This window comes from Gammaproteobacteria bacterium (assembly GCA_034522055.1).
Lineage (GTDB): Bacteria > Pseudomonadota > Gammaproteobacteria > JAABTG01 > JAABTG01 > JAABTG01.
This window is the reverse complement of sequence record JAXHLS010000002.1, coordinates 1558600-1581401: the sequence shown is the minus strand read 5'-3', so window position 1 is coordinate 1581401 and position 22802 is coordinate 1558600. Positions and strand designations below refer to the sequence as shown.

At 65.8% G+C, this 22802-nt stretch carries 24 protein-coding genes and 2 pseudogenes; 18 read left to right on the top strand and 8 right to left on the bottom strand.

Features of this window, described 5'->3' with window-relative positions; all coding sequences use genetic code 11:
• The first annotated feature begins 109 nt into the window (after nt 1–109).
• From miaB to lnt, 5 genes are all read left to right on the top strand, one after another.
• Nucleotides 110–1447, top strand: a complete 1338-nt coding sequence (miaB, locus tag U5S82_07730; protein ID MDZ7751536.1) for a tRNA (N6-isopentenyl adenosine(37)-C2)-methylthiotransferase MiaB — start codon at nt 110–112, stop codon at nt 1445–1447.
• 66 nt (nt 1448–1513) lie between these two features.
• A complete protein-coding gene (locus tag U5S82_07725; GenBank protein ID MDZ7751535.1) occupies nt 1514–2485 on the top strand; it encodes a PhoH family protein in 972 nt (323 codons plus the stop codon).
• Complete coding sequence (gene ybeY, locus U5S82_07720) at nt 2427–2897, top strand: rRNA maturation RNase YbeY (GenBank protein ID MDZ7751534.1); 471 nt, start codon at nt 2427–2429, stop codon at nt 2895–2897. Before U5S82_07725 ends, ybeY begins: the two co-directional genes overlap by 59 nt.
• Nucleotides 2898–2959: 62 nt before the next feature.
• Nucleotides 2960–3811 carry a transporter associated domain-containing protein gene (locus tag U5S82_07715; GenBank protein ID MDZ7751533.1) on the top strand — a complete coding sequence of 284 codons (852 nt, stop codon included), beginning with the start codon at nt 2960–2962 and terminating at the stop codon, nt 3809–3811.
• A 19-nt stretch (nt 3812–3830) separates the two neighbouring features.
• Nucleotides 3831–5345: an apolipoprotein N-acyltransferase gene (gene lnt, locus U5S82_07710; protein ID MDZ7751532.1), complete on the top strand. Its 1515-nt coding sequence runs from the start codon at nt 3831–3833 to the stop codon at nt 5343–5345.
• Between the two features lie 151 nt (nt 5346–5496).
• Here the strand turns inward: lnt and U5S82_07705 are convergent, their stop codons facing one another.
• Nucleotides 5497–5862 (bottom strand): tyrosine-type recombinase/integrase, encoded by a 366-nt coding sequence (locus U5S82_07705; GenBank protein MDZ7751531.1) that lies wholly within the window; start codon nt 5860–5862, stop codon nt 5497–5499.
• A gap of 83 nt (nt 5863–5945) precedes the next feature.
• Here U5S82_07705 and U5S82_07700 point away from each other — a divergent pair, with 83 nt between their 5' ends.
• From U5S82_07700 to U5S82_07690, 3 genes are read left to right on the top strand one after another with little or no spacing between them, the layout of a single operon-like run.
• Complete coding sequence (locus U5S82_07700) at nt 5946–6266, top strand: IS66 family insertion sequence element accessory protein TnpB (GenBank protein ID MDZ7751530.1); 321 nt, start codon at nt 5946–5948, stop codon at nt 6264–6266.
• Nucleotides 6263–6628 (top strand): IS66 family insertion sequence element accessory protein TnpB, encoded by a 366-nt coding sequence (gene tnpB / locus U5S82_07695; protein ID MDZ7751529.1) that lies wholly within the window; start codon nt 6263–6265, stop codon nt 6626–6628. Before U5S82_07700 ends, tnpB begins: the two co-directional genes overlap by 4 nt.
• Nucleotides 6629–6662: 34 nt before the next feature.
• On the top strand, nt 6663–7730 hold the full coding sequence (locus tag U5S82_07690) for an IS66 family transposase (GenBank protein MDZ7751528.1): 1068 nt from the start codon (nt 6663–6665) through the stop codon (nt 7728–7730).
• Nucleotides 7731–7772: 42 nt separating this feature from the next.
• Here the strand turns inward: U5S82_07690 and U5S82_07685 are convergent, their stop codons facing one another.
• From U5S82_07685 to U5S82_07670, 4 genes are read right to left on the bottom strand one after another with little or no spacing between them, the layout of a single operon-like run.
• The gene (locus U5S82_07685; protein ID MDZ7751527.1) at nt 7773–8789 is read right to left on the bottom strand and encodes a tyrosine-type recombinase/integrase; all 1017 of its coding nucleotides are present in this window, start codon (nt 8787–8789) and stop codon (nt 7773–7775) included.
• Nucleotides 8786–9736 carry a tyrosine-type recombinase/integrase gene (locus U5S82_07680; protein ID MDZ7751526.1) on the bottom strand — a complete coding sequence of 317 codons (951 nt, stop codon included), beginning with the start codon at nt 9734–9736 and terminating at the stop codon, nt 8786–8788. The genes U5S82_07685 and U5S82_07680 overlap by 4 nt, the downstream gene beginning before the upstream one ends.
• An 8-nt stretch (nt 9737–9744) precedes the next feature.
• Complete coding sequence (locus U5S82_07675; protein MDZ7751525.1) at nt 9745–10965, bottom strand: site-specific integrase; 1221 nt, start codon at nt 10963–10965, stop codon at nt 9745–9747.
• Nucleotides 10962–11636 (bottom strand): hypothetical protein, encoded by a 675-nt coding sequence (locus U5S82_07670; protein MDZ7751524.1) that lies wholly within the window; start codon nt 11634–11636, stop codon nt 10962–10964. The genes U5S82_07675 and U5S82_07670 overlap by 4 nt, the downstream gene beginning before the upstream one ends.
• Nucleotides 11637–11860: 224 nt before the next feature.
• Here U5S82_07670 and U5S82_07665 point away from each other — a divergent pair.
• The 10 genes and pseudogenes from U5S82_07665 to U5S82_07620 all read left to right on the top strand — a co-directional run bounded on the left by U5S82_07665 (nt 11861) and on the right by U5S82_07620 (nt 19840).
• Nucleotides 11861–12277 (top strand): annotated as a pseudogene (locus U5S82_07665) (transposase).
• Nucleotides 12278–12372: 95 nt separating this feature from the next.
• Nucleotides 12373–13638, top strand: coding sequence for a site-specific integrase (locus U5S82_07660; protein MDZ7751523.1), 1266 nt, complete (start codon nt 12373–12375; stop codon nt 13636–13638).
• A complete protein-coding gene (locus tag U5S82_07655) occupies nt 13635–14582 on the top strand; it encodes a tyrosine-type recombinase/integrase (GenBank protein MDZ7751522.1) in 948 nt (315 codons plus the stop codon). The genes U5S82_07660 and U5S82_07655 overlap by 4 nt, the downstream gene beginning before the upstream one ends.
• On the top strand, nt 14579–15682 hold the full coding sequence (locus U5S82_07650; protein MDZ7751521.1) for a tyrosine-type recombinase/integrase: 1104 nt from the start codon (nt 14579–14581) through the stop codon (nt 15680–15682). Before U5S82_07655 ends, U5S82_07650 begins: the two co-directional genes overlap by 4 nt.
• A 64-nt stretch (nt 15683–15746) precedes the next feature.
• The gene (locus U5S82_07645; protein MDZ7751520.1) at nt 15747–16256 is read left to right on the top strand and encodes a hypothetical protein; all 510 of its coding nucleotides are present in this window, start codon (nt 15747–15749) and stop codon (nt 16254–16256) included.
• 46 nt (nt 16257–16302) lie between these two features.
• The gene (locus U5S82_07640; protein MDZ7751519.1) at nt 16303–17649 is read left to right on the top strand and encodes a DDE-type integrase/transposase/recombinase; all 1347 of its coding nucleotides are present in this window, start codon (nt 16303–16305) and stop codon (nt 17647–17649) included.
• Nucleotides 17649–18449 (top strand): AAA family ATPase, encoded by an 801-nt coding sequence (locus U5S82_07635; GenBank protein MDZ7751518.1) that lies wholly within the window; start codon nt 17649–17651, stop codon nt 18447–18449. Before U5S82_07640 ends, U5S82_07635 begins: the two co-directional genes overlap by 1 nt.
• Entirely contained in the window at nt 18446–18631 is a 186-nt protein-coding gene (locus U5S82_07630; protein ID MDZ7751517.1) for a hypothetical protein, read from the top strand. The genes U5S82_07635 and U5S82_07630 overlap by 4 nt, the downstream gene beginning before the upstream one ends.
• Nucleotides 18632–19170: 539 nt before the next feature.
• Nucleotides 19171–19377, top strand: a pseudogene (locus U5S82_07625) (transposase domain-containing protein).
• A 265-nt stretch (nt 19378–19642) separates the two neighbouring features.
• The gene (locus U5S82_07620; protein ID MDZ7751516.1) at nt 19643–19840 is read left to right on the top strand and encodes a hypothetical protein; all 198 of its coding nucleotides are present in this window, start codon (nt 19643–19645) and stop codon (nt 19838–19840) included.
• A gap of 355 nt (nt 19841–20195) precedes the next feature.
• Here U5S82_07620 and U5S82_07615 read toward each other — a convergent pair whose 3' ends face one another.
• The 3 genes from U5S82_07615 to U5S82_07605 all read right to left on the bottom strand — a co-directional run bounded on the left by U5S82_07615 (nt 20196) and on the right by U5S82_07605 (nt 22462).
• Entirely contained in the window at nt 20196–20528 is a 333-nt protein-coding gene (locus U5S82_07615; protein MDZ7751515.1) for a DUF5615 family PIN-like protein, read from the bottom strand.
• Nucleotides 20525–20755 carry a DUF433 domain-containing protein gene (locus tag U5S82_07610; GenBank protein ID MDZ7751514.1) on the bottom strand — a complete coding sequence of 77 codons (231 nt, stop codon included), beginning with the start codon at nt 20753–20755 and terminating at the stop codon, nt 20525–20527. Before U5S82_07610 ends, U5S82_07615 begins: the two co-directional genes overlap by 4 nt.
• A 207-nt stretch (nt 20756–20962) precedes the next feature.
• Nucleotides 20963–22462, bottom strand: a complete 1500-nt coding sequence (locus U5S82_07605; GenBank protein ID MDZ7751513.1) for an ISKra4 family transposase — start codon at nt 22460–22462, stop codon at nt 20963–20965.
• Nucleotides 22463–22802: the final 340 nt, after the last annotated feature.

The window sequence follows — 22802 nt, the reverse complement described above, 5'->3', positions numbered from 1 at the left end:
ACCATGCCCGTTACGCCCCTTGCGTCCTAGCGCCGACCAGACCCCGGACGACCCCGCGGCCGTCCCTGCCGCGCGCCCTGTCCCCGAACGCCCCGTCCAGGCCCCGACCGTGAAGCGCAAGCTCTTCATCAAGACCTTCGGCTGCCAGATGAACGAGTACGACTCGGCGCGCACCGCCGAGCTGCTGGAGAGCCGCCGGGACCTGGAGCTGACGGACGACCCCGCCGCCGCCGACGTGCTGCTGCTCAACACCTGCTCGGTGCGGGAGAAGGCCCAGGACAAGGTGTTCTCCCAGCTCGGCATGTGGCGGCCCCTCAAGGAGGCCCGCCCCGGGGTGGTCATCGGCGTGGGCGGCTGCGTGGCCAGCCAGGAGGGCGCGGCCATCCAGGAGCGGGCCCCCTACGTGGACCTGGTCTACGGCCCCCAGACCCTCCACCGCCTGCCCGAGATGCTGGACCGCCTGGCCTCCACCCATCACCACCAGGTGGACATCAGCTTCCCCGAGATCGAGAAATTCGACCGCCTGCCCGAGCCCCGGGTGGCGGGCCCCACCGCCTTCGTGTCCATCATGGAAGGCTGCAGCAAGTACTGCACCTTCTGCGTGGTGCCCTACACCCGCGGCGAGGAGGTGAGCCGGCCCTTCGACGACGTCATCGCCGAGGTGGCCGCCCTTGCGGCCCGCGGCGTGCGGGAGGTGACCCTGCTGGGCCAGAACGTCAACGCCTACCGCGGCCCCACCCACGACGGCGACGTCGCAGACCTGGGGCTGCTGGTGACCTACGTGGCGGCCGTGGACGGCATCGACCGCATCCGCTACACCACCTCCCACCCGGTGGAGATGAACGACGCCCTCATCGCGGCCTACGCCGAGGTGCCCGAGCTGGTGAGCCACCTGCATCTGCCGGTGCAGAGCGGCAGCGACCGCATCCTGCGGGAGATGAAGCGCGGCCACACCGTGGCCCAGTACCTGGACACCATCCGCCGCCTGCGCGCCGCCCGCCCCGATCTCAGCCTGTCCTCGGACTTCATCGTCGGCTTCCCCGGCGAGACGGCGGCGGACTTCGAGGCCACCATGGACCTCATCGAGGAGGTGCGCTTCGACCACTCCTTCAGCTTCGTCTACAGCGCCCGCCCCGGCACCCCCGCCGCCGCCCTGGCGGACGACGTGCCCATGGCGGAGAAGAAGGCACGGCTGGCGCGGTTGCAGCGGCGTATCGGCGAGTTCACCCAGGGCTACAGCGCGGCCATGGTGGGCACGGTGCAGCCGGTGCTGGTGGAGGGCCCGTCCCGCAAGGACCCCCTGATGCTCGCCGGCCGCACCCCCAACAACCGGGTGGTCAACTTCGCCGGCGACTTGCGCCAGCGCGGGCGCTTCGTGGACGTGCTCATCACCGAGGCCCTGCCCAACTCCCTGCGCGGGCGCCGCGTGGACAGCGCCGCGGCCTGAACGGGTGGCCCCTTGAGCGACGACACCGCCACCCTGTCCGACCGTCCCGATGCCGTGGACGTGGTGATGGAGCCCCACGACAACCAGCGCCTGGCCAACCTGTGTGGCCAGTTCGACGAGCACCTGCGCCAGGTGGAGCGCCGCCTGGGGGTGGAGATCGTCAACCGCGGCAACGCCTTCCGGGTGCTGGGCGATGCCCAGCCGGCCCATGCCGCCGGCGGCGTGCTGGAGAAGCTCTACCAGGCCACGGGGGAGGAGCGCCTGACCCCGGCGCGGGTCCATCTGTTCCTCCAGGAGGCCGGCGTCGAGGCCCTGGATGACGACCCCCGCGACGAGGTGGCCATCCGCATCCGGCGCGCCGTCATCCGCGGCCGCGGCCGCAACCAGAGCCGCTATCTCAGGAACATCCAGCGCCACGACATCACCTTCGGCGTCGGCCCCGCCGGCACCGGCAAGACCTACCTGGCGGTGGCCTGCGCCGTGGAGGCCCTGGAGACGGACCGGGTGCGGCGCCTGGTGCTGGTGCGCCCGGCGGTGGAGGCGGGGGAGCGCCTCGGCTTCCTGCCCGGCGACATGGCCCAGAAGATCGACCCCTATCTGCGCCCCCTCTACGACGCCCTCTACGAGATGCTGGGCTTCGACAAGGTGGCCAAGCTCATCGACAGTAACGTCATCGAGGTGGCGCCCCTGGCATTCATGCGCGGGCGCACCCTGAACGAGTCCTTCGTCATCCTCGACGAGGCCCAGAACACCACCGTGGAGCAGATGAAGATGTTCCTCACCCGCATCGGCTTCGGCTCCACGGCGGTGGTGACCGGCGACGTCACCCAGATCGACCTGCCCAAGGGGCAGCGCTCGGGGCTGCGCCAGGTCATCGAGGTCCTGAAGGACGTGGAGGGCATCAGTTTCGCCTTCTTCCAGTCCAAGGACGTGGTGCGCCATCCCCTGGTGGGGCGGATACTGAATGCCTATGAAGACTATGAACGGGCCGAGGGGGACGACCGTGGCGGTGGACATCCAGCTGGCGACCACGGCTGACTGCCCGCCGCCGGAGCAGCTGCAGGCCTGGACCCGCCACGCCCTGGGGGAGCGCCCCGGCCCCGTGGAGGTGACGGTGCGGGTGGTCGACGAGGCCGAGATGACGACCCTCAACGGCACCTACCGCCACCGTGAGGGGCCCACCAACGTGCTGTCATTTCCCGGTGACACCATACCCGGCACCGACATCACCCTGTTGGGGGACGTGGTGATCTGCGCCCCCGTGGTGGCCCGCGAGGCCGCCGCCCAGGGCAAGACCCCGGCAGCCCACTGGGCCCACATGGTGGTCCACGGCATGCTGCACCTCCAGGGCTTCGACCATCTCAGCGACGACGAAGCCCGGGACATGGAGGCGCGGGAGGTGGCGATCCTGCTCGACATGGGATTCGGCGATCCCTACGAGCAGGCATGAGAGGCAACAGCCAGACGGCCAGCCCGAATGGGTCGGGCTGGCGTATATTCCCAAGGAGAGACATGAACGACGACCGAACTAGCGGCGGTCCTTCGAGCTGGTTGGAACGCCTCAGCCAGGCCCTGCTGGGGGAGCCGAAGGACCGTCAGGAACTCATAGGCCTGCTGCGGGACGCCGAGCAGCGGCGCCTGCTGGATGCCGACGTGCTGGCGATGATCGAGGGGGCCCTGCAGGTCTCGGAGATGCGGGTGCGGGACATCATGGTGCCCCGCACCCAGGCGGTGATGGTGGAGCGGGATGCCCCCCTGGACCAGCTCATCGACACCGTCATCGAGTCCGCCCATTCGCGCTTCCCGGTGCTCGGCGACAGCCCCGACGAGGTGGTGGGGATCCTCCTGGCCAAGGACATTCTGCCCTACCTCCAGCCCCACGGCGACGGCCGTTTCCCCATTCGCGAGGTGCTGCGCCCGGCGGTGTTCATCCCCGAGAGCAAGCGCCTCAACGTGCTGCTGCGGGAGTTCCGCGCCTCGCGCAACCACATGGCCATCGTGGTGGACGAGTACGGCGGCGTCTCCGGGCTGGTGACCATCGAGGACGTGCTGGAGCAGATCGTCGGCGACATCGACGACGAGCACGACGTGGACGACGAAGAGACCTTCGTACGCCGCCACAGTGAAAGCCTGTTCACGGTGAAGGCCCTGACCCCGGTGGAGGACTTCAACGACATGCTCGGCACGGATTTCGACGACGACGAGTTCGACACCATCGGCGGCCACGTGCTGAAGGCCTTCGGGCGCCTGCCCGAGCGCGGCGATGAGGTGTACATCGGCAACCTGCGCTTCGAGGTGCTGAAGGCCGACGGCCGCCGCGTCCACCTGCTGAAGGTGGAGCGCGTGGGCGAGGTCCCCCAGTAGCACGCCGGCACAGCGGCCCGTGACGGCGGCGATCCCCGGCCCCGCCCCGTCCCGCCGGCGGGATGCGCGTGCCCTCGCCTGGGACGCCGGCGTGGTGGCGGCCGGGGCCGCGGGGCCGCTCGCCTTCTCGCCCTTCGAGCTGTGGCCCGCGGCCGTCCTCTCCCTGGCCGTGCTGTTCCTGGCCTGGCTGCCCGCCACCCCGGGCCGTGCCGCCCGGCGCGGCTGGCTCTACGGCGCCGGCATGCTGGGCACGGGCGTGTTCTGGATCCACGAGAGCTTCCAGTTCCAACACGTCGCCCTGCCCCTGGCGGTGGTGCTCACGGGCCTCCTCGTCATGGCCATGGCCCTCTACCCCGCCCTCACGGGCTGGCTGGTGACCCGTCTGCCGGCGGGGGCGGCGGTGCGCCTGCTGGTGCTCTTCCCCGTCGCCTGGACCCTCCAGGAATGGCTGCGCAGCTGGCTCTTCACCGGCTTTCCCTGGCTCATGGCGGGCTACGCCCAGGTGGACGGACCCTTCCGGGGCCTCGCCCCCGTGACCGGGGTGCTCGGGGTGACGGCCCTCACCGCCCTTGCCGCCGGCGCGCTGGCGGCGCTGGTGGCCCGGCCGCGCCGGCCCGCGGCCCCGTTGGCGGTACTGGGCGCCATCGCCCTGGCCGGCTGGCTGGCCCACGGCGTCCCGTGGACCACGCCCACCGGGGACACCCTGCGGGTGGCCCTGGTCCAGGGCAACGTGCCCCAGGACCAGAAATGGCTGCCCGAGCGCCGCCGGCCCACCATGGACCATTACCTGAACGCCACCCGCGCCCATGGCGACGCCGACCTGATCATCTGGCCCGAGACCGCTATTCCCGCCCTCTACCACGAGGTGCGCCCGTTCCTCGCCGGCCTCGAAGAGCAGGCAAAGGAGAGGGGCCAGGCCCTCATCCTCGGCATCCCCTACCTGGACGCCGGCAGCGGCCTGCTCCACAACTCGGTGGTCACCCTGGCCCCCGGCGAGCGCCTCTACCACAAGCGCCACCTGGTGCCCTTCGGGGAGTTCGTGCCCTGGAGAGACGTGCTGGAGCCCCCCATGCGCGCCCTCAACCTGCCCCTGCCCACCTTCCGTCCCGGCCCGCAGGACCAGGCGCCGGCGCGGGTGGCGGGCCATGCCGTGGCCGTCTCCGTGTGCTACGAAGGGGCCTTCGGCGAGCTGGCGCGCCGCGACCTGCCGCGGGCGGAGCTGCTGGTGAACCTCACCAACGACGCCTGGTTCGGCCGCTCCATCGGCCCGCCCCAGCACTTCCAGATGGCCCGCATGCGCGCTCTGGAGAGCGGCCGCCCCCTGCTACGCGCCACCAACACCGGCATCACCGCCATCATCGGCCCCCGCGGCGAGATCCGCGCCCGCATCCCCCAGTTCCAGACCGCCGTCCTGCGCGGCCAGGTCCAACCCATGGCCGGCGCCACCCCTTACGTCAGGTGGGGGCAGTGGCCGGTGGTGGCCCTGGCCCTCATAGTTCTGGTGATGGCGGGGTGGCGGTGGCGGTGGGGATAGGGCTCCGCCCGGGTCAGGTACCTACCGCAGCCCCCTCCGAAACACCTTCAAAGGGCGGCGGCGCATTGCTTCCGGGGCGGGATGCGACTACGGTTCCTCGAGGACCAGGAAGCCAACATGCATGGATGAGCCTACCCCATACCATATCCTGTCATTCGTCCTCGAGGGGGCTCCGGACGCCGTGGCCACCGCGGTTCAGCACGTGGGTATAAATCTGAGTGGTGGAGACGTCCTTGTGGCCGAGTAGCTCCTGCACCGTCCGGATATCGTAGCCCGCCTCGAGGAGATGGGTGGCAAAAGAGTGGCGCAGCGTGTGACTGCTCGCCGGCTTGAGGATGCCACTGGACCGCACCGCCGATTTGATCGCGCGCTGCAGCGCCGACTCGTGCAAGTGGTGCCGGCGCCGGACCCCGGTTCGCGGGTCCAGCGCCGGTTGGGATGCGGGAAACAGGTACTGCCACGCCAACTCGTGCCCGGCCTGGGGATACTTGCGCCCCAGGGCGTGCGGCAGGTACACGGTAAGCGCCCTCAAACCGGCACCTATTTTCCCGAGCCACGCTGGCCAACACTGTGCGAAGTCATCACGCACAGGAGGCACACATGTTGGACCAGCAGACATCTTTGAGGCAGGAGGATTGGCGGCAGCACTTCGAAGCCTGGCGCAGCTCGGGGCAGTCGCAGCGCGCGTACTGCGAAAGTGCGGGGCTGAAGTACTCGCGGTTCTGCTACTGGCGGCGCAAGCTCGAGGGTGAGCCGGGACAGGGTGGGGCCGGTGCGGCGTCGCGCTTCGTGCCCGTGGCCTTGGGTGGCACGGGTGGGACTGCTGGTCTGAGGGTGGTGCTGCCCAATGGCGCCGAGCTGCAGGGGATAGACGCTGACAACCTGGCGCTGGTCGGGCAACTGCTGGCGCGCCTGTCATGAACCGCTATCTGCGCCCAGCCTACGACATGCCGGCCATCTATCTTTACCGGGATCCGGTGGATTTCCGCAAAGGCCCCCGCGGGCTGGCCGCCATCGTCGAGCAGGAACTCGAGCACAATCCCTTCGATGGCGGCCTGTATGCCTTCACCAACCGGCGGCGCAATGCGATCAAGTGCCTGTACTGGGAAGACAACGGCTTCGTGCTCTATTACAAGCGCCTGGCCGAAGAGCGCTTCCGCTGGCCACGCCCCGAGGAGGCGGTGCTGCCATTGACTGGACAGCAGATCAACTGGCTCCTCGACGGCTACGATCTCGGGCTGATGAAAGGGCATAAAAAGCTGCATTACGAGTCACTTTTCTGACCCATAGGCCGCTGTTTCTGTTATACTTTCGCGCATGTTGGACGCGCAGAAAACGCAGCTGAAACCCGCTCCCGATACGCCCGTATCGATACCGGCTCTGCTCGACGTCATTGAGCAGAAAGACCACCTGATCGCCAAGCACGAGCGGCTCATTGCCGAGCAGCAGAAGCTGCTCAGGCTGCTGGAGGAGCAACTGCGCCTGGCCAAGCAAAAACGCTTCGGTGCCAGCAGCGAGAAGCTCGCCTTCCAGGGTGACTTCTTTGACGAGGCCGAATTGGAAGTCGCCCTCGGCGAGGTCGAGGCCGAGTTGGAAAAGGCCGACGCGCCGGTGCCGCGGCCGCCACGCAAGAAAGCCGAAGGGTTCTCCGACAGGCTGCCGCGCGTGCGGGTCGAGCTGGCGCTGCGCGATGAGGAGAAGGTTGGGGCCAGCAAGACCTTCTTCACCAAGGTTAAGGAAGAACTGGACATCGTGCCGGCGCAGGCGCGGGTCATCGAGTACTGGCAGGAGAAGGCCGTGTTCGATGACCACGACGATGAGGGCAAATCGCTCGTCAAGGCGGCGACCCGTCCCGTCCATCCGCTCGGCAAGTGCCTCGCCAGCGTCTCGCTGCTGGCCTACATCCTGGTGGCCAAGTATGCCGATGCCCTGCCGCTGTATCGCCTGGAGAAGATCCTGCAGCGCTATGGTGGCCCCATCAGCCGCACGGCGATGGCGAATTGGATCATCCGCCTGGATGATGTCTTCAAACCCCTGATCAACCTGCTGCGCGAACAGCAGTTGTCCGGTGATTACCTGCAGGCCGACGAGACCCGCATCCAAGTCCTCAAGGAAGATGGCAAGGTCGCCACGTCGGATAAATGGATGTGGCTGGTCCGCGGAGGACCACCCGAGCGACCGGTGGTGCTGTTTCACTACGACACCTCGCGCGGCGAGGAGGTCCCCTTGCGCCTGCTCGACGGCTTCGAAGGCGTGCTGCAGACCGACGGCTATGCCGGTTACAACCAGGTCTGTCGTGACAACCCGATCACCCGCATCGGCTGCTGGGACCATTATCCCGCGTCCCGTTTTATCCGGAGTCAGGTACTGGCTGCTGTGGCATGACAAGGCGGGGCGGGACATTTCCCTCCAGATAAAACGAAGGCATCACAGGGAGTCCAGGAAAGCGAGCAGGTCCGGTTTCGGTTGCCACGGCGTGACCCGTGCCGGAGCGATGCCGGCACGCTTCCAGAACGCCTCGAGTGCTTCGCGTTTCATCTTGAGGTTTGTCGTGACGTAGCGACTGGTGGTGGTAATGCTCGCGTGCCCCAGGTAATCGCGGATGACGGTGATGTCGTTGCCGGCCTGCAGCAAGGCGACGGCGCAACTATGGCGAAGGGCATGGGGGGTGATGCGCCGCCGGCGGAGGCTCGGGACATCGTTCGCCGCCAACGCCACGTACTTGCCCAGGATGTAGGCCACACCATCGCGCGAGAGCGGTTTCTTGCGGCTGCTGAGGAAAATCGTGTCACCTGGCCCGCCTTGTCGCACGGTTGGCAGATGCTGCAGAGCGGTGGCGGTTTCCGCCCAGAGCGGACAGATCCGATCTCTTCCCCCCTTGCCATGGAGGCGTACTTGGAAAGGCTTGGTCAGGTCGAGATCCCGGCCCTGCACGGCAAGCGCCTCGCTGACTCGCGCGCCGGTATTGTAGAGAAACAGCAAGAGGGCATGGTCACGAAGCCCGAAGGCCGTTCTGCGATCCGGCTTTTCCAGGATGACATGCACGTCCTCCGGCTCCAGGTAAGTGGCGAGCGGCACCCTGGCCTTCTTGGTCGGCAACGACAAGACACGCTGGTATTGCTCTGCGTTGGCCACGTCCTGGCGGAGCAGGTGTCGGAAAAAGCTGCGGATGGCGGCAAAGCGGCAATTACGCGTCACCGCCTTGTTTCCCCGCGCCGACTCCAGATGGGCGAGGAAATCGGCAATTGCCTCAACCTGCAGATCATCCAGTTGCAGATCGGCCACCGCGCAGTGCTTGGTATCGGCCAGGTGGAGGAGGAGCAGACGTAACGTGTCGCGGTAGGCGCGCACCGTGTGGGGGCTGGCACCCTGGGCACGTTGTAGATGGTCACGGAAGAACAGCTCAACCAGGTGCGGGAGCGGATTGTTCGCAGGCCGTGTCATGTTCGGCGAGCAGCGTCCCGGAAGCGCGCGGCGAAGCGCTCACTGGCCAAGTCCATCAGCTCCGCCGTGGCGGTGAGGTAGGCCTCGGTGCCGAGGACATTATCATGACCCATGTAGGCCGAGAGCCAAGGCAGGCGCGCGTGAATGTCCACACCCTGGTGGTACCAATCGGTCAGGCGATGGACGGCGAAGGCATGCCTCAAGTCATACGGACGGGGACCGATGCGACCGCGCGGCGGTTTCAGCCCCAGTTTGCGCAGGAGTTGGCGGATGGCCTCGGAGGCAACACCGACGGGCAGGCCATCACCGCTGTTGCGCACCAGCAGCGGTCCCTCATCGCCGTTGGGCACGATCGCCGCCCGCTCGGACAAGTACTCGTCAAGGACCTGAGCAAGATCGCCGTGGAATGGGACGAGCCGGGTCTTGCCCTTGCTCTCGCGCACGATGAACAGGTCCCGCTCCAGGTCCGCATCCTGCAGCATGAGGCGCACGGCCTCGCCAAGCCGCAGTCCGGTACAGTACAGGATCAGGAGCAAGGTGCGCAGCGTCCCGGGGGTGAGATTGCGGTGACGATGCCTGCCTGCAGCGTCGACGAGTGCCCGGACCTCCGCATGGGAGAAGACATAGGGCAGGAAGTGCGCCTCGGTGGATTGCGGTGCCCATTCGCGACCGGGCACGAAGCCTTGGGGATCGGACCGGCGCCGATACAGACAAAGCTGTCGGATCACCCCCAACTCCAGAGTGACAGTCACGGGCTTGCGCCCGCCGATACGCGAGAGCCAGCCGCCGATCATGGCCTCCAGCTCTATCTTCGCGTCTGCGCCGGCCTGCGCTTGCGCGAAGCGTTGGAAATTCCGCAGCATGGCTTCGCCGCGCCGATAGGGATAACCGAGGGCGCGCTTGAATGCCAGGAACTGGACGATGTCCTGGGCCAGCTGCGCTTGCATGACCCGGGTCATGTCGGCAGCGCCAGGGCCACTTCGCGTAAACGCTCAGTGGCAACGCGCAGGTACGCCGAGGTCGATTCCGGACGGCGGTGGCCAAGGATGTCGCCGATCACCTTGGGCGGCACCCCCTGCTCGAGCTCCCGGCAGGCATGGGTGTGGCGCAGCACATGGCTGCCGAGATAAACGGCCGAGACGCCAGCAGTCTGGGCGTGTTTGTGCAGGATGTGCCGCACGGCCGAGGAAGCGCCCAGCGGCCCATGGGGCGCCCGCAGGCTGATGAAGAGGCGGCGCGTGTGCGCATGTTGCGGGCGCCCGTGGCGCAGGTAGGCCACCAGCACCCGCGCCACGGCCGGCAACAGCGGCAGCTCCACCGCCACACCGGTCTTCGGTCGGATGACATGCAGAATGTCGGCGCGCCAGTCGATGTCTTCCAGGCGTAGGCCCAATACCTCGCCGGCCCCCAGCCCATAGACGCTCATGAGCAGCAACAAGGCATAATCGCGCCGCCCCGCGGCCGTGGAGCGGTCAATGGCGCCCAGTATCCGCTGTACCTTCTCCCACGGCAGTGCCCGCAATGGCCGCTCACCGCGGCGCACGATGGGGGCCATTACCGAGGGAGCCAGATCCGATGCCAGGCGGCCGATGGTGTGGAGAAAGCGCAGGAAACTCCGCACGCTGGAGGCCATGTCCGCCACGGTGGTGCGCGCATAATGCTCCCGGCATGAAACGATGAATGCATCGATGTCAGCAAGAGCCAATTCCGCGATGTCGCTCTGCCGGCCGCGCAGGAAGGCGAGGAAGGCCGTGATGTGAGCCAGCTTCTTTTTTCGTGTTGCCGGCGGATTTCCCCGATGCCGGGCGAGATGCTCCTCGAATTCCTCCAGCAACGGGCAGAACGGTGATGCTGTTTTCGGCGCGGGCTCCCATGGCGGGGTCGGACAGTCCATTGCCTCCAAGGCGAGGGCCCAGGCCCGCAAGGCGCTGCGTGCGCCCTCGAAGACCAGGCGGCGATCGATCCCGCGTTTGCTGGCATACCAGGTCGCAAAGGTGTCGACACCAGCCAAGGTGAGCTGCGAAACCTCCACGAGCTTCTGTGTGCGGCAGTAGGCTCTGAACCGTTGCGCCCAAAGCAGATACACACCGATCGTGCTCGATCGCAGACAGCGGTTCTGCCGCCAGATCCGCACCACCTGTGTACGTCGCGGCTGGGTGCTTGTCGGAATGGTCATGTGATCCGCTTCTCGCGCAACGCGTCAACAGACGCGATGATCGAAAAACTAACGGAGTCCGGGCGGCGGATCTGGCCCCTTATCGTGTTGGATTTGTCCGCCGTGATTGGCGCTTGCCTGAGGAGAGAGGCAAAACCAACCGGAGACGGCAGCACGCCGAGGTACATAGCGGCTATTTCCCGCACCTCGGGAAGGACCCATTCCACACCGAGCCACTGTCGAAGCGCGCTGACAGTGGGCTGACAACCGCAGAGGCATTCCGGGATGAGATCGAACAAGATCCGGAGCGCGGTATGTACCCGCTGGACGCGGCGCCGCGTCCAGCGAATTGCCGCTGGGAGCGAGATGTCGTCTGTGCGCAGGCTGTCGGCAGCCGCTTCCAGGCTCCTGGCTTGCTCGACTTCTATGACCACCCGCTCCAGGTCGCTGACCGATCCGGGCAGCCGCGAGGCCAAGCAATCCGCCAGCAGACTGAATGTGCGGTGACCTTCGGGGCAATACCAGCGAGGAATGCGGGTGCCAGGCGGTTCAACGCGCCCATAGGTGCCGTGCCGGGCAAAGGAGCACCCGCCATCTGGATGCAGCGGACAGCGTTCCAGAGCGGCATCCCGCCATGCTTGATGCGTGACGTATTCACGACTGCTGAGGGTGGTCTTGAATCGTAATTGCATCGCACAACGCAGGTCCCTTCAAACGTCACTTATTCTGACCACTCCCGGCAGCGGATATTCATCGGCGAGCAGCTGCTGGGGCTTTCCACAGCACCTTTTTTATCTGGAGCAAAAACCTCCCGCCGCGCTTTCACGCCACGGCTGCCAAGCACTGACTCCGGATAAAACGGGACGCGGGATAATGGTCCTTATCTCGAGATCCAGATAAGGACCATGCGCGGCGAAAGTTTGTCGAAGCCGCCAAGGCTGCGCCGGCGACCCGAAAAAGCGACAAGGTCAGCAAGGCGGACGTGGCCATTGGCAAGATCCGCAAGCTGTATCGTATCGAGGTCCGTATCAAGGATCTGCCCCCAGAGCAGAGGACCGCGCAACGGCAACAGCTCAGCCAGCCCGTGCTCGATGATCTGGAGACGTGGTTAAAGGCCAACATCAGTCGCGTGCCGAAAGACAGCCTGACGGCCAAGGCCATGGCGTACACCCTCAACCAGTGGGACCTGCTGGTCGGTTACTGCGCCGATGGCCGGCTGCATATCAGCAATGCCCTGGCGGAAAACGCCATCCGGCCGTTTGCGGTTGGCCGGCGTTATGTAAGCCTCTCGATTATGCAAGGTTCGCCGCGCGTTGCCACCTTAACGGCTTGATTTTACTAACCGGTCACCTTCCTTCGGTGCTGAGTTGTCGTGCATAAGCAGCGGTGCTTTCCTTCGAGGTTCATCCGTCATGAAGGAGTGCCGCCATGTCCCTCTCGTTCCCATCTCGGTTATCGCGCGCCACCCGAGGGTGGTTCGCCGGTACGGTTCTGGACTCTCATGCGGAGTCCTACGTGGCCTGGCTGGAGGCACGCGGCTACGCCCCAGGCACTATCGACCGCTATCTACGGGCCGTTGCCCATTTCGCCCATTGGTCCGCACCGCGACTGAACGCCATCGGGGAGATCGACGAGGAGCTGGTCCGTCGCTTCGTTGACGACCATCTGCCCCAATGCCGATGCGCGCCGTGCTGCGTTCGGTCGAGAGCGGATGTCCGCGCAGCATTGGTCCAGCTGCTCGCCCAGCTCCGGACCGAAGGACTGAGCGCCGAGAGCGCCCTGGCCATCCCCGCAGCGATCGAGGCTGAGCTCCAAGCCTTCGACACCTATCTCGCCGATGTCCGAGGCCTGCAGGCGGTGACCCGATACCAGGGTCAGCTGAAGCACGTTTATCACTTCCTCCTCGCGCACTTCGTCCAGGGTGCCCTTCAGATGGCAACGCTCGCCCCGGACGACATTGCGCGGTTCGTGACGGAGCACACCGCGGGCTGGAAGCCCACCTCGGTCAAGCAGGTCTGCATCGCGCTGCGGAGCTACCTGCGCTTCAAGGCTGTCCAGGGTATGGACACTGCGTCCCTCGCCGGCGCAGTGCCCCACGTGGCGCAGTGGCGGCTGAGCCAGCTGCCACGGGGGCTCTCGCGGCAGGAGGTGGAGCAGCTCCTCGGGGCCTTCGATCGCCGCACCGCGAACGGGCGCCGGGACTATGCCATTGCCCGCTGCTACGTGGATCTCGGGCTGCGAACTGCCGAGATCGGGCGGCTGCAGCTCGACGACCTAGACTGGCAGCAGGGCCAGATCCGGATCCGCTCGAAGGGCAGACGCACCGACGTGTTGCCATTGCCGCCGACGACCGCTCGAGCCATCGTGGCCTACCTGCGTTCCGGGCGTCGCGCGACGCCACGCCGCGACCTGTTCCTGCGCCATCGCCCACCCCTCGAGAGACCGGTGACGCCCACCACCATCCGGGGGGCGATCCGCAACGCGGCCCGGCGATGTGGACTAGCCACGCGACTCCCCGGGCCCCATGTGCTGCGCCACACCATCGCCTGTCGGCTCGTCCAGAGCGGTGCCTCGTTCAAGGCCATCGCCGATCTGCTGCGCCATCGTAGCCTCGACACGACCATGATTTACGCCAAAGTCGACCTCGAAGGGTTGAAGAAGGTGGCGCTGCCCTGGCCGGGGAGACGGCCATGAACGCGCCCGTCACCATGCGGGCCAGAGTGGAGCGCTACCTGGCCGAGCGCCGCCACGCGGGCTACGCGCTCCGCATCGAAGGCCAGCAGCTGCTGCGCTTCGCCGAGTTCGCCGAGCAGTGCGGCCATCAGGGGCCGTTGACCCTGGACCTCGCCGTGCGCTGGGCCACGGCCTCACCCCGGCCAAGCCCCCTGACCGCACCCCGGCGTCTCGAGGTCCTGCGCGGGCTCGCGCGCTTCTGGCAGCATCTCGAGCCCGGCACTCAGGTGCCGCCACGGCGGCTTCTCGGCCGCGGCCACCGCCGCCTGACGCCACATATCTACACCGAGGGCGAGATCCGCGCGCTGCTCAATGCCACCAAGAAGTTGCACCCTCCGGGTAGCCTGCGGGCCCTGTGTTGCCGGGCAATCTTTGGGCTCATCGCCGCCACCGGCCTGCGGCTCTCGGAGGCCACAGGACTCACCCGTGAGGATGTGGATCTCGCGCAAGGGGTGCTGCTGATCCGGCACACCAAGTTCGGCAAGTCCCGCTGGGTACCCCTGCATCCCACCACGACCCGGGTTCTGCGGCGCTATGCGCAGATCCGGGACCGCGACCCGCGAGCCGCCCCCAGCGAGGCCTTCTTCGTCGGTGATGCCGGGCGTCCAGCCCGGCCCCGAAATATCGAGTACGCCTTCGCCCAGCTGCGCCGACGGCTCCAGTGGACCGCCCGCGGCGGTCATCCGGCACCGCGCATTCAGGACCTGCGGCACACGTTCGTCTGCCGTACCTTGCAGCGCTGGTACGCGGACGGCCTCGACATCGACCGCCACATCCTGGCGCTCTCGACCTACGTTGGGCATGCCAAGGTCACCGATACCTATTGGTACGTGACCGCAATTCCCGATCTGATGGCGATCGCCGCCCGGCGCTTCGAGTACTTCGCCGAGGGAATGCAGCCATGAGCGCCCAGTCGCCGGTTCTTCCGGATCTCGGCACGCTGCTCCAGCGTTTCTTTGTCGAGTATCTGCTCGAGCAGCGCCGCGCGAGCCCGCGTACAATCGCCGCCTACCGCGACACCTTTCGGCTGCTCCTCCGCTACGTCGAGCGCCAGCTCGGCACGCCACCCGCGGCGCTCTGCCTCGCGGATCTGACCTGCCCCCTGGTGCTCGGCTTTCTGGCCGACCTGGAGAACAGCCGCCACAACAGTGTGCGTACCCGCAATGCCCGGCTGGCCGCCATCCGTGCCTTCCTGCACTACGTGGGCCTGCGCGAGCCTGCTCTGCTCGCCGTCACTCAGCCGATCTTGGCCATCCCCATGAAACGCTTCGAGCGCCCTCTCGTCGGCTTCCTCTCCCGGGAGCACATCGAGGCCCTCCTTGCCGCGCCGGACCCTGCCACCTGGAGCGGACGACGGGACCGGGCGATGTTCACGACCCTCTACAACACGGGTGCACGCGTCTCGGAACTCATCGGCATGCGCGTCGCCGATCTGTCCCTCGCCCCGGCGCCCTCCATCCGCATCCGTGGCAAAGGGCGCAAGGAGCGCAGCGTGCCCCTATGGCAACGCACTGCCGTGGTGCTGCGCCACTGGGTCAGCACCCTCCCGTGCGTTCCCGAGCAGCCCTTGTTTCCGAACCGAGCCGGTGGTCCCCTGACACGCACGAGCGTCGCCGAACGGCTGGCGCGCGCCGCCACGCCGCTTACCCAGCGATATCCTGAGCTCGCCCGTCAACGGTTCTCCCCCCACATCATCCGGCACTCCACCGCGATGCATCTCCTCCAATCGGGGGTGTTGTTTCGCAGATTAAAGCGTTGGATACCAGTCGGATCTTCTCGGTTTGTCCCGCTGGTGAAGCCTCTGGTCAGAGAGAGTATTCCGGGAAGTCGTCGGGCAGGGGTGTCGCCGGTGGATGTTGAGGCTTTCGCTGATCGGGGCAGAGCCGGTAATCTCTACTTACCGATAAGTGAGAAGAAAGGAAAAGGCCCGCGCGGTGACAGCCGCCGGGCCGTGGCCGGTGCAGCTTCGATTCCAAACGGGGCACACCAGCGAGGATTACGTTAACCGCCAAGCCTGGCGGGAGGCAAGTCTCTCTCGCTGCCCAAACCATCCTCGTGGTGGTTGCTCGTTGGCCCGCCACGGCACCTACGAGCGCAAGACGCCGGCGGGGACACGAATCGCCCGCTGGTACTGCCCTGAGAGTCACACCACCTTCAGTCTGTTGCCGGACCATCTGGCGGCACGGCTGCCCGGTACGCTCAACGAGCTGGAACACGTGGTGGCCGTCGCCGAGCAGGCGCCGAGCATGGAAGCGGCGGCAAGCACCTTGCGCCTGGATATCGAGCTGCCGGGGGCGCTGCGCTGGATACGCCGGCGCATTGTCTTGGTGCACCGTTTCTTGCTCATCGTCATCGCTCTTCTGCCTGACCAACTGGCCGGCTGCCTCGCGACCGTCACTCACCTTCGTGGCCATCTCGGCCATGAGACCGTGCTGATGGCGCTGCGTGCTTCGGCGGCCCGGCAGCTGCCTCAACTGCCGACGCCGGTGGGGTTTTGTCCCCGGGCAACCGCCCACGGTGATCCCAATTTGGCCACCCAACAACCCCTGGGGCCTGATCCGCCGCGTTCTCCGCCGTAACGTCTCCTCTCCCGGGCCCAAGGGCTCATAACCGAGAGAAGATCCGATGACTGATCCTGATGATGACCACCGCCAGGCGGTGGCCCTGTTCCGCTACGGCCTGATCGCCGACCTCGTACACTGGCCCCCGGGCAGTGCCGGCATCACCGAGCGGCTGCGCGCCAAGGCAGACAAGGACTATGTGATCCCCGGCAGCCGTCGCTCCCGCGTGGCCGCCGAGACGATCCGCGACTGGCTCAAGCACTATCGGCGCGGCGGCTTCGACGCGCTGTTGCCCAAGCCACGGGCCGATCGGGGGCAGCCCCGGCGACTGCCCGACTCCGTGGCCGAAGCGCTGTGCGCCATCAAAGAGGGGCATCCGAAGCTGTCAGTGCGCGCAGTGATCAAACACGCACGCGAGCAGGGCCTGGTCCCGGCCGAGCAGCCGTTGCCCGCCTCCACCGTGCACCGTCTGTTCACCCGCGAAGGGCTCATGGTCAAGAAGACCGATGCACCCATCGGCACCGATCGGCGGCGCTTCGCCTTCCAGTACGCCGACGAGCTGTGGATGAGCGATGTGATGCATGGCATCACCGCCGCTGATGGGCGGGGCCGGCGCAGAAAGACCTATCTCATCGCCTTCATCGATGACGCCACCCGCGTCATCCCCTATGCGGCCTTCGCCTTCGCCGAAAACACCGGCGCCTTCCTGCCGGTGTTCAAGCAGGCTCTCATCCGCCGCGGGATCCCCCAGCGCCTTTACGTCGACAACGGCGCCAACTACCGCTCCCGCCAACTCGCCCTCGTCTGCGCCAGGCTCGGCACGGCGCTGATCCACGCCCGACCCCATCAACCTCAGGGGAAGGGCAAAATCGAACGCTGGTTCCGCACCGTCCGAGCACAGCTGCTCACCCAGCTCACCGCTGAGGATACGGTGAGCCTCGAGGCCCTCAACCGACGCCTGTGGGCCTTCATCGAGGGCGAGTATCACCACACCCCGCACCGCGGCCTCGACGGCAAAACGCCCCTCGAACAGTGGGCCCTGGTCGGCGATCAGATCCGCTTCCCCGATCCCGGCCTCGATGCGCTGTTCCTCTGCGAGACCAAGCGCCGGGTCATGAACGACCGCACCGTGAGCCTGAACGGCCACGTCTATGAGGTCGACGCCGTGCTCGTCGGCGAGACCGTGACCTTACAGTACGACCCCGCCGTGCCGCCCACCCGGCCCCTGACCGTGGTCCATAAAGGCCAGCCGGCAGGACAGGCCACGCCGCTCGATGCCTATGCCAACACCACCGTGCGCCGCGACCGGCCCTCCTGGCGCCTCGACACCGATACCCCAGCCTCCGAACCGCCCCCGTCGCGTCTCACCCTCGGGGCCTTCGACAACCCGCACAATGAGGAGAACGACTAATGTATCTGCGCCACTTCGCGTTCACTCGCTTCCCCTTCGAGAATACCCTCGAGGCCGATGAACTCTATGCCTCCACCGCCCGCCGCGAGGCCGAGGCCCGGCTCACGCACCTCATCGATCTGCGCGGCATCGGCCTGCTGACCGGCGAGGTCGGCTCCGGCAAAACCACCGTCTGCCGGCACGTCACCGCCGGACTCCATCCCGGCCTGTACCGCGTCTATTACGTCTCCCTGTCCACCGGCAACGTGCTCGATATGTACAAGTCCATCGCCTGGGAACTCGGCCTGCCCACGGAGCGGTCCCGCGCTACCGCCTACCGCGCCATCCGCGTCGAGATCACCCGCCTGGTGCAGGAGGCCAAGCAGCTGCCCGTGTTGATCGTCGACGAGGCGCAGCACCTACGCAATGACGTGCTCGAGGATCTGCGCCTCTTGACCAGCTACGCCATGGATGCCGACAACCGCCTGTGCCTGCTGCTGGTCGGGCTCACCGAGCTGCGCCGACGCCTCGCCATGGCCGTGCACGAGTCGTTGAGCCAGCGACTGGTGGTGCGCCACCACCTCCCCGGCCTCTCGCGCGACGAACTCGATGACTATCTCATTCACCGCCTGCGCCTCGCCGGCGCCGAGGCCCCCATCTTCACCCCACCCGCAACCGAGGCCCTGTTCCAGGCCTCGCGCGGGCTTCCGCGCAAGGTCAACCGCATCGCCCACTACGCCCTCACTGCCGCCGCGCTGGACAACCAACACCACGTCACCGAGACCCACCTCCAGACAGCGCTCGACGAGCTGCAACCGTGAGACACCACACCACCATGAACGACGACGATCAGACCCTGCCCGACCACCTCTCCGACGAGGCCGCCGCTCAGATGGTTGACCTCCTCTACGCCATCGCCCAGACCCTCGAAAACCGCTACTTCGCCGAGATCACGCGCTACTACCAGAACACCAATCCCAGACAGCCCGACCTCTGGGACTGAATCCCAGTCTTTCCCAACCGCAACCGCCGCCACAAGCGGCGCCCATCTCGCCAGACCTCCAGCTTCTTCTCATCCTATCCTGCCCGCGCTCTTCCACCGGAGCGCTCAAACCGAGAAAACTGCAGCCTACTCGCTCGGAATAAACCGGGAAATTACTGGTGGAATAATTTGAGATACAACAGGGGGTCGACATCACCGTGATCGCCCTATGGTTGGGTCACGAGAGTCCGAGCACTACCCATGCCTACGTCGAAGCCGACCTGGCGATGAAAGAGCGGGCCTTGAGTGCGCTTCAGCCACCGAAAGCTGCACCGGCACGGTATCGGCCCTCTGATCGAGTGCTCGCGTTCCTTCAGGGCCTCTGATTATGTAAGGCTCCGGATGGGCCACGAGCAAAGTCGACCCCGTGGCCCCTCCCTGCGATCGCGACGCCGCGGGGTCTGCGGGCGCGCCAGCGCCGAGAAGGCCTGGCTCGCCCTAGCGAACCTTGCATAATCGAGAGGCTTGCATAACGCCGGTTATGCAAACGTTTGCATAACCGGCGCAACTGGCTGTTTGCCGACACCCCGCGAGGCGCGCGGGCGAGCGCAACCTGCTACAGTCTGATCGAAACGGCCAAGGCCAACGGGCTCGAACCCTTTGCCTATCTCGAGCACGTACTCACCCATATCGGTGCCGCGGATACCGTGGAGCACATCGAGACGCTGCTGCCGTGGAATGTCCGCTTGACCGCCGGGTCGGATTAAGCGCGATAGCGTATGTCACGAACAGAGTGATTTGCGCTCTGAAGGCGTAAGCCGTAAATTTGAAGCTGACAGGGAATGTTGAACGCCGACCGACAAGGAGACGTCATCCGGTGCGACTTTCCGTAAAGCCCCATGTGCAGGGATGCGTGTGGGGCTTTGTCACGTCAGGCCCCTTTGCAAGAAGGCCGATTCTCTGGCGCTTACTCCACAAGTCCTGCGCACCTGACGCAGGCCAACCCAGCCTCACGACCCAGGAGACCACATCATGAGCATGAAAGTCTTGCGGCTGTACACGCACTGGCAGGCGGAAGACGCCTACAGTGTGCTCACCTTCATCGACGAGCTGCGCGAACAGATCATCAATGAATATGGCGAGGAGATCGTGCAGATGCTGCAAGAGGCCCGTGCCGCCGGCGAAGAACAGCAGCTGGAACTGCCATTCGCTGACGTAGCACAGTTCTGATCGAGAAACCTGCGTGCAGGATCCGTGAGGAATGACCGCGGGCGGGAAACCCTCACGAAAAGTGGAAATGCTACCCTCGAAGACTGTGATTACACTCAATCTGGGCCTTCCCGTAGCGGTTCCCGGGGGCCGCAGCGTGCTTTACCACGGCCGGGTTAAGGCCATTTTTAACCGCGAAAGACGCGAAAGGACACGAAAAGGACAAACGGAGAGGGTTCCCCACTCATCCATCCCGGAGCAGCTCGAGCCTGGGCACCCCCGACGCTGGCCCTTAACTTTCGCGCCTTTCGCGATTTTCGAGTTTAATAAATGGGTAGGTTGGTTGCTCTTGGCAACCGACAGCCCGGCTGATCCCTTAGTAGACCTCCAGGCAGCTCGACTCGGGGTCATTCAAGAATGCATTTACTTCATCACGGCGACTGATGAGGAGGGCAGTGATGTACCAGTTAGGCTTGTTGCCGCATTTCAGCCAGATGACCTTGGGCGGGCAACCGTGCAGCACGGTGAACTCATGGAAGTCGGAATCCTTGGTTACCAGGGTGAACCCGTTTACCTTGGCGTACCTCCAGATAGTGATGTCATCCGAGTGGTCCATGCCGACCGCCCTCACCTGGGTCGAGCCAGGATAGGCCGGCTCCAGTTGCTCCAGCATGCGAAAGGAGAGGTTTTCGTCGAGCAGAAGCTTCAAGCCGGGCCGAGGGTGGCCAGATGGTGCTCGCGGTCGGCCGCGAAGGCCAGGCACGCGCGGATATCTTCCGTCGTAAGTTCAGGATAATCAGACAGAATTTCCGCCTCGCTGGCTCCAGAGGCGAGCCAGTCCAAGACGTCATAGACTGTTATGCGCATACCGCGTATGCACGGCTTGCCGCCCCGCTTGCCCGGCTCGATGGTGATGCGTTCCAGAAAATTCGTCATGACAGGCTCGAACTCGTATCGTTACATTAACGTATCACGGGCCAAGGGCCCGAAGCAGGACACGATCATCTTTCTTAAGTTATAGGATATGAGCGGCGTACCGCCGCCCCGGTTGTGGCGGCTTTAAAACCATTTTAACCATGGAATACGCGAAAGGACACGAAAAGGAAAAGGGTGCGGCTCTTTTGGAGCGACATCCACCAGCCCCTATGCGGCCAGGCAGCACGGCTGGCCATACCCGGTCGGATAGTTGCGCCGCCGCTCTTGGCTGCGATGGAATGCAAAGTAGTCCTGTAAGTCTCCGCTGGCATGCAGGGCGCGCAGCTTGAGGATGGCCTCAGCACCCTTCAAACTCCATCGGGCGCCGGTGATTTCCAGGCGGTCCTTGACCAGGTAGCGACAGGCACCCTCGATGACGCCGGTGGCGATGGGCCATCCGTGGGCCAGTGCCTCGGCATAATCCAGGCGCGCCTTGTTCTTGAGCAGGTAGCGGGCACAGGTGTCCACGGCCTTGCGCCGCGCTGGCGTCAATCCCTGGCGTGTCGCGCTGCGGCGCATGCCGGCAGCCACGCTGCTGGCCTCGCTGTGCAGGACGCGCAGAGCCCGCTCCATGACCCACTGCTCGGCGCCCTGCGAGCCCGCGGGATGGAAGCAGTAAGCGGCCTTCCACAGATACTCCAGCACATGGATGAAGTCCTGGATGACCACCACGTCGCCCCCGTAACGCGCGATGCACCCGTTCACGATGTCCAGCTGCTTCTCGTGCCCGTCTACGAGCACCAGCCAGCGCCGCCGGCGCTCTGGATCACGCCGGGCAGCCTCCTGAAACAGGCGCTCGATGACCATCTCCGGGGGCTCCTCCAGGCTGGCCCATACCCGTTTCCCTTCAGGCCGGGGCCGGGCATCGCTCGAGCGCTCCTCCACACCCATGATCTGCTCGGCACTGCGCCAGTGCGGCGCCACGTCGTAGATAGCCGCCACGGTGGCCATCCGCTTGCGGTTGCGCTTCTCACCCTGGCTCAGCCGGGTCTTGAGCTTGTGACACGTGCTCTGGGCCGCCTTGCGGGTCGCCGGACGCAAGTCCTCGGTCCGCACCACGATACCCTTGCCGTCCGCGCTCATCACCAACAGATCGGTGTCCTCGGCCTGTGTGCCCGCGCGGGACTGATAATAGGCATCAAAGTCCTCCACCACGACCGTGGACAGCTGCTCGGCTTGGCGCTTGGGCACATGGCCTCCTGTGTTCTGGCGCACCGCGCTGACCGTCTCGTCGAAGGACTCCTTCACCACGGCCTTGACCACCCGCTCACGCAGACCGTGCGAGTACTTCTCCCGCGGCAGGTTCAGCGGCTCTTCCAGCGGAAAGACGCTCGCCAATCCCCGCTCGCTGTAGCCTTTGGGCCGGACCTCGACGGTCCCGAACACGGTCTCAAGCTGCCGGCTACGGTCGCCGCGACACTGCTCCCGCACCTGGCCATCGGCACCTGTCACCGCGCTCACACGCACCTCGTTATGCGTGCGCAAATCCACGTAACCCTGCATCAAGCGCCGCAGAACTTCCCGTCCTTCCTCCTCAATGAGTCGTTCCACCTGGCCGTGCTCCAATGCCTCGTTGTCCGCGCTGCAAAGCGCACCCACCAAGTGCTCAAACCCCTCTCGGGCCGCCGTAAACTCGTCAAATCCATCCACCTTGGTATACGCTGTCATCGTCGGAAGGGCCTCCCAGTGGTACATAACGGTTTCGTAGCTTGTTACATACCATCGGCTGGCCCTTTCGGCTACCCCTAATCACGCTATCTCATTGATTTCATTGCGCCATAAAAGATCTGCACCCAAAGGAAAAGGTTTAGGGGGTGTCCACGGCAGTGGTTGAGCCTCTCCGTCGGCTGCCAGGAGCAGCCGACCTACATCTCTAGGAATACCCCCCACCGCCTGCTCCTTTGGCACGGATGTAGGTCGGGATTCATCCCGACATGAAATTCGCCGCGCACACCACAGGCCGGGCCGGAACCACCTGACAGGCTGTCGGGCTGAAGCCCGACCTACG

What these genes read in the sequence shown, in the direction of transcription:
- U5S82_07725 (MDZ7751535.1), top strand. Translation starts at nt 1,514, where the DNA reads ATGGAGCCCCACGACAACCAGCGCCTGGCCAACCTGTGTGGCCAGTTC.
- ybeY (MDZ7751534.1), top strand. Translation starts at nt 2,427, where the DNA reads ATGAACGGGCCGAGGGGGACGACCGTGGCGGTGGACATCCAGCTGGCG.
- U5S82_07715 (MDZ7751533.1), top strand. Translation starts at nt 2,960, where the DNA reads ATGAACGACGACCGAACTAGCGGCGGTCCTTCGAGCTGGTTGGAACGC.
- U5S82_07700 (MDZ7751530.1), top strand. Translation starts at nt 5,946, where the DNA reads ATGTTGGACCAGCAGACATCTTTGAGGCAGGAGGATTGGCGGCAGCAC.
- tnpB (MDZ7751529.1), top strand. Translation starts at nt 6,263, where the DNA reads ATGAACCGCTATCTGCGCCCAGCCTACGACATGCCGGCCATCTATCTT.
- U5S82_07690 (MDZ7751528.1), top strand. Translation starts at nt 6,663, where the DNA reads ATGTTGGACGCGCAGAAAACGCAGCTGAAACCCGCTCCCGATACGCCC.
- U5S82_07685 (MDZ7751527.1), bottom strand. Translation starts at nt 8,789, where the DNA reads ATGACACGGCCTGCGAACAATCCGCTCCCGCACCTGGTTGAGCTGTTC.
- U5S82_07680 (MDZ7751526.1), bottom strand. Translation starts at nt 9,736, where the DNA reads ATGCAAGCGCAGCTGGCCCAGGACATCGTCCAGTTCCTGGCATTCAAG.
- U5S82_07675 (MDZ7751525.1), bottom strand. Translation starts at nt 10,965, where the DNA reads ATGACCATTCCGACAAGCACCCAGCCGCGACGTACACAGGTGGTGCGG.
- U5S82_07670 (MDZ7751524.1), bottom strand. Translation starts at nt 11,636, where the DNA reads ATGCAATTACGATTCAAGACCACCCTCAGCAGTCGTGAATACGTCACG.
- U5S82_07660 (MDZ7751523.1), top strand. Translation starts at nt 12,373, where the DNA reads ATGTCCCTCTCGTTCCCATCTCGGTTATCGCGCGCCACCCGAGGGTGG.
- U5S82_07655 (MDZ7751522.1), top strand. Translation starts at nt 13,635, where the DNA reads ATGAACGCGCCCGTCACCATGCGGGCCAGAGTGGAGCGCTACCTGGCC.
- U5S82_07650 (MDZ7751521.1), top strand. Translation starts at nt 14,579, where the DNA reads ATGAGCGCCCAGTCGCCGGTTCTTCCGGATCTCGGCACGCTGCTCCAG.
- U5S82_07640 (MDZ7751519.1), top strand. Translation starts at nt 16,303, where the DNA reads ATGACTGATCCTGATGATGACCACCGCCAGGCGGTGGCCCTGTTCCGC.
- U5S82_07635 (MDZ7751518.1), top strand. Translation starts at nt 17,649, where the DNA reads ATGTATCTGCGCCACTTCGCGTTCACTCGCTTCCCCTTCGAGAATACC.
- U5S82_07620 (MDZ7751516.1), top strand. Translation starts at nt 19,643, where the DNA reads ATGAGCATGAAAGTCTTGCGGCTGTACACGCACTGGCAGGCGGAAGAC.
- U5S82_07610 (MDZ7751514.1), bottom strand. Translation starts at nt 20,755, where the DNA reads ATGACGAATTTTCTGGAACGCATCACCATCGAGCCGGGCAAGCGGGGC.
- U5S82_07605 (MDZ7751513.1), bottom strand. Translation starts at nt 22,462, where the DNA reads ATGACAGCGTATACCAAGGTGGATGGATTTGACGAGTTTACGGCGGCC.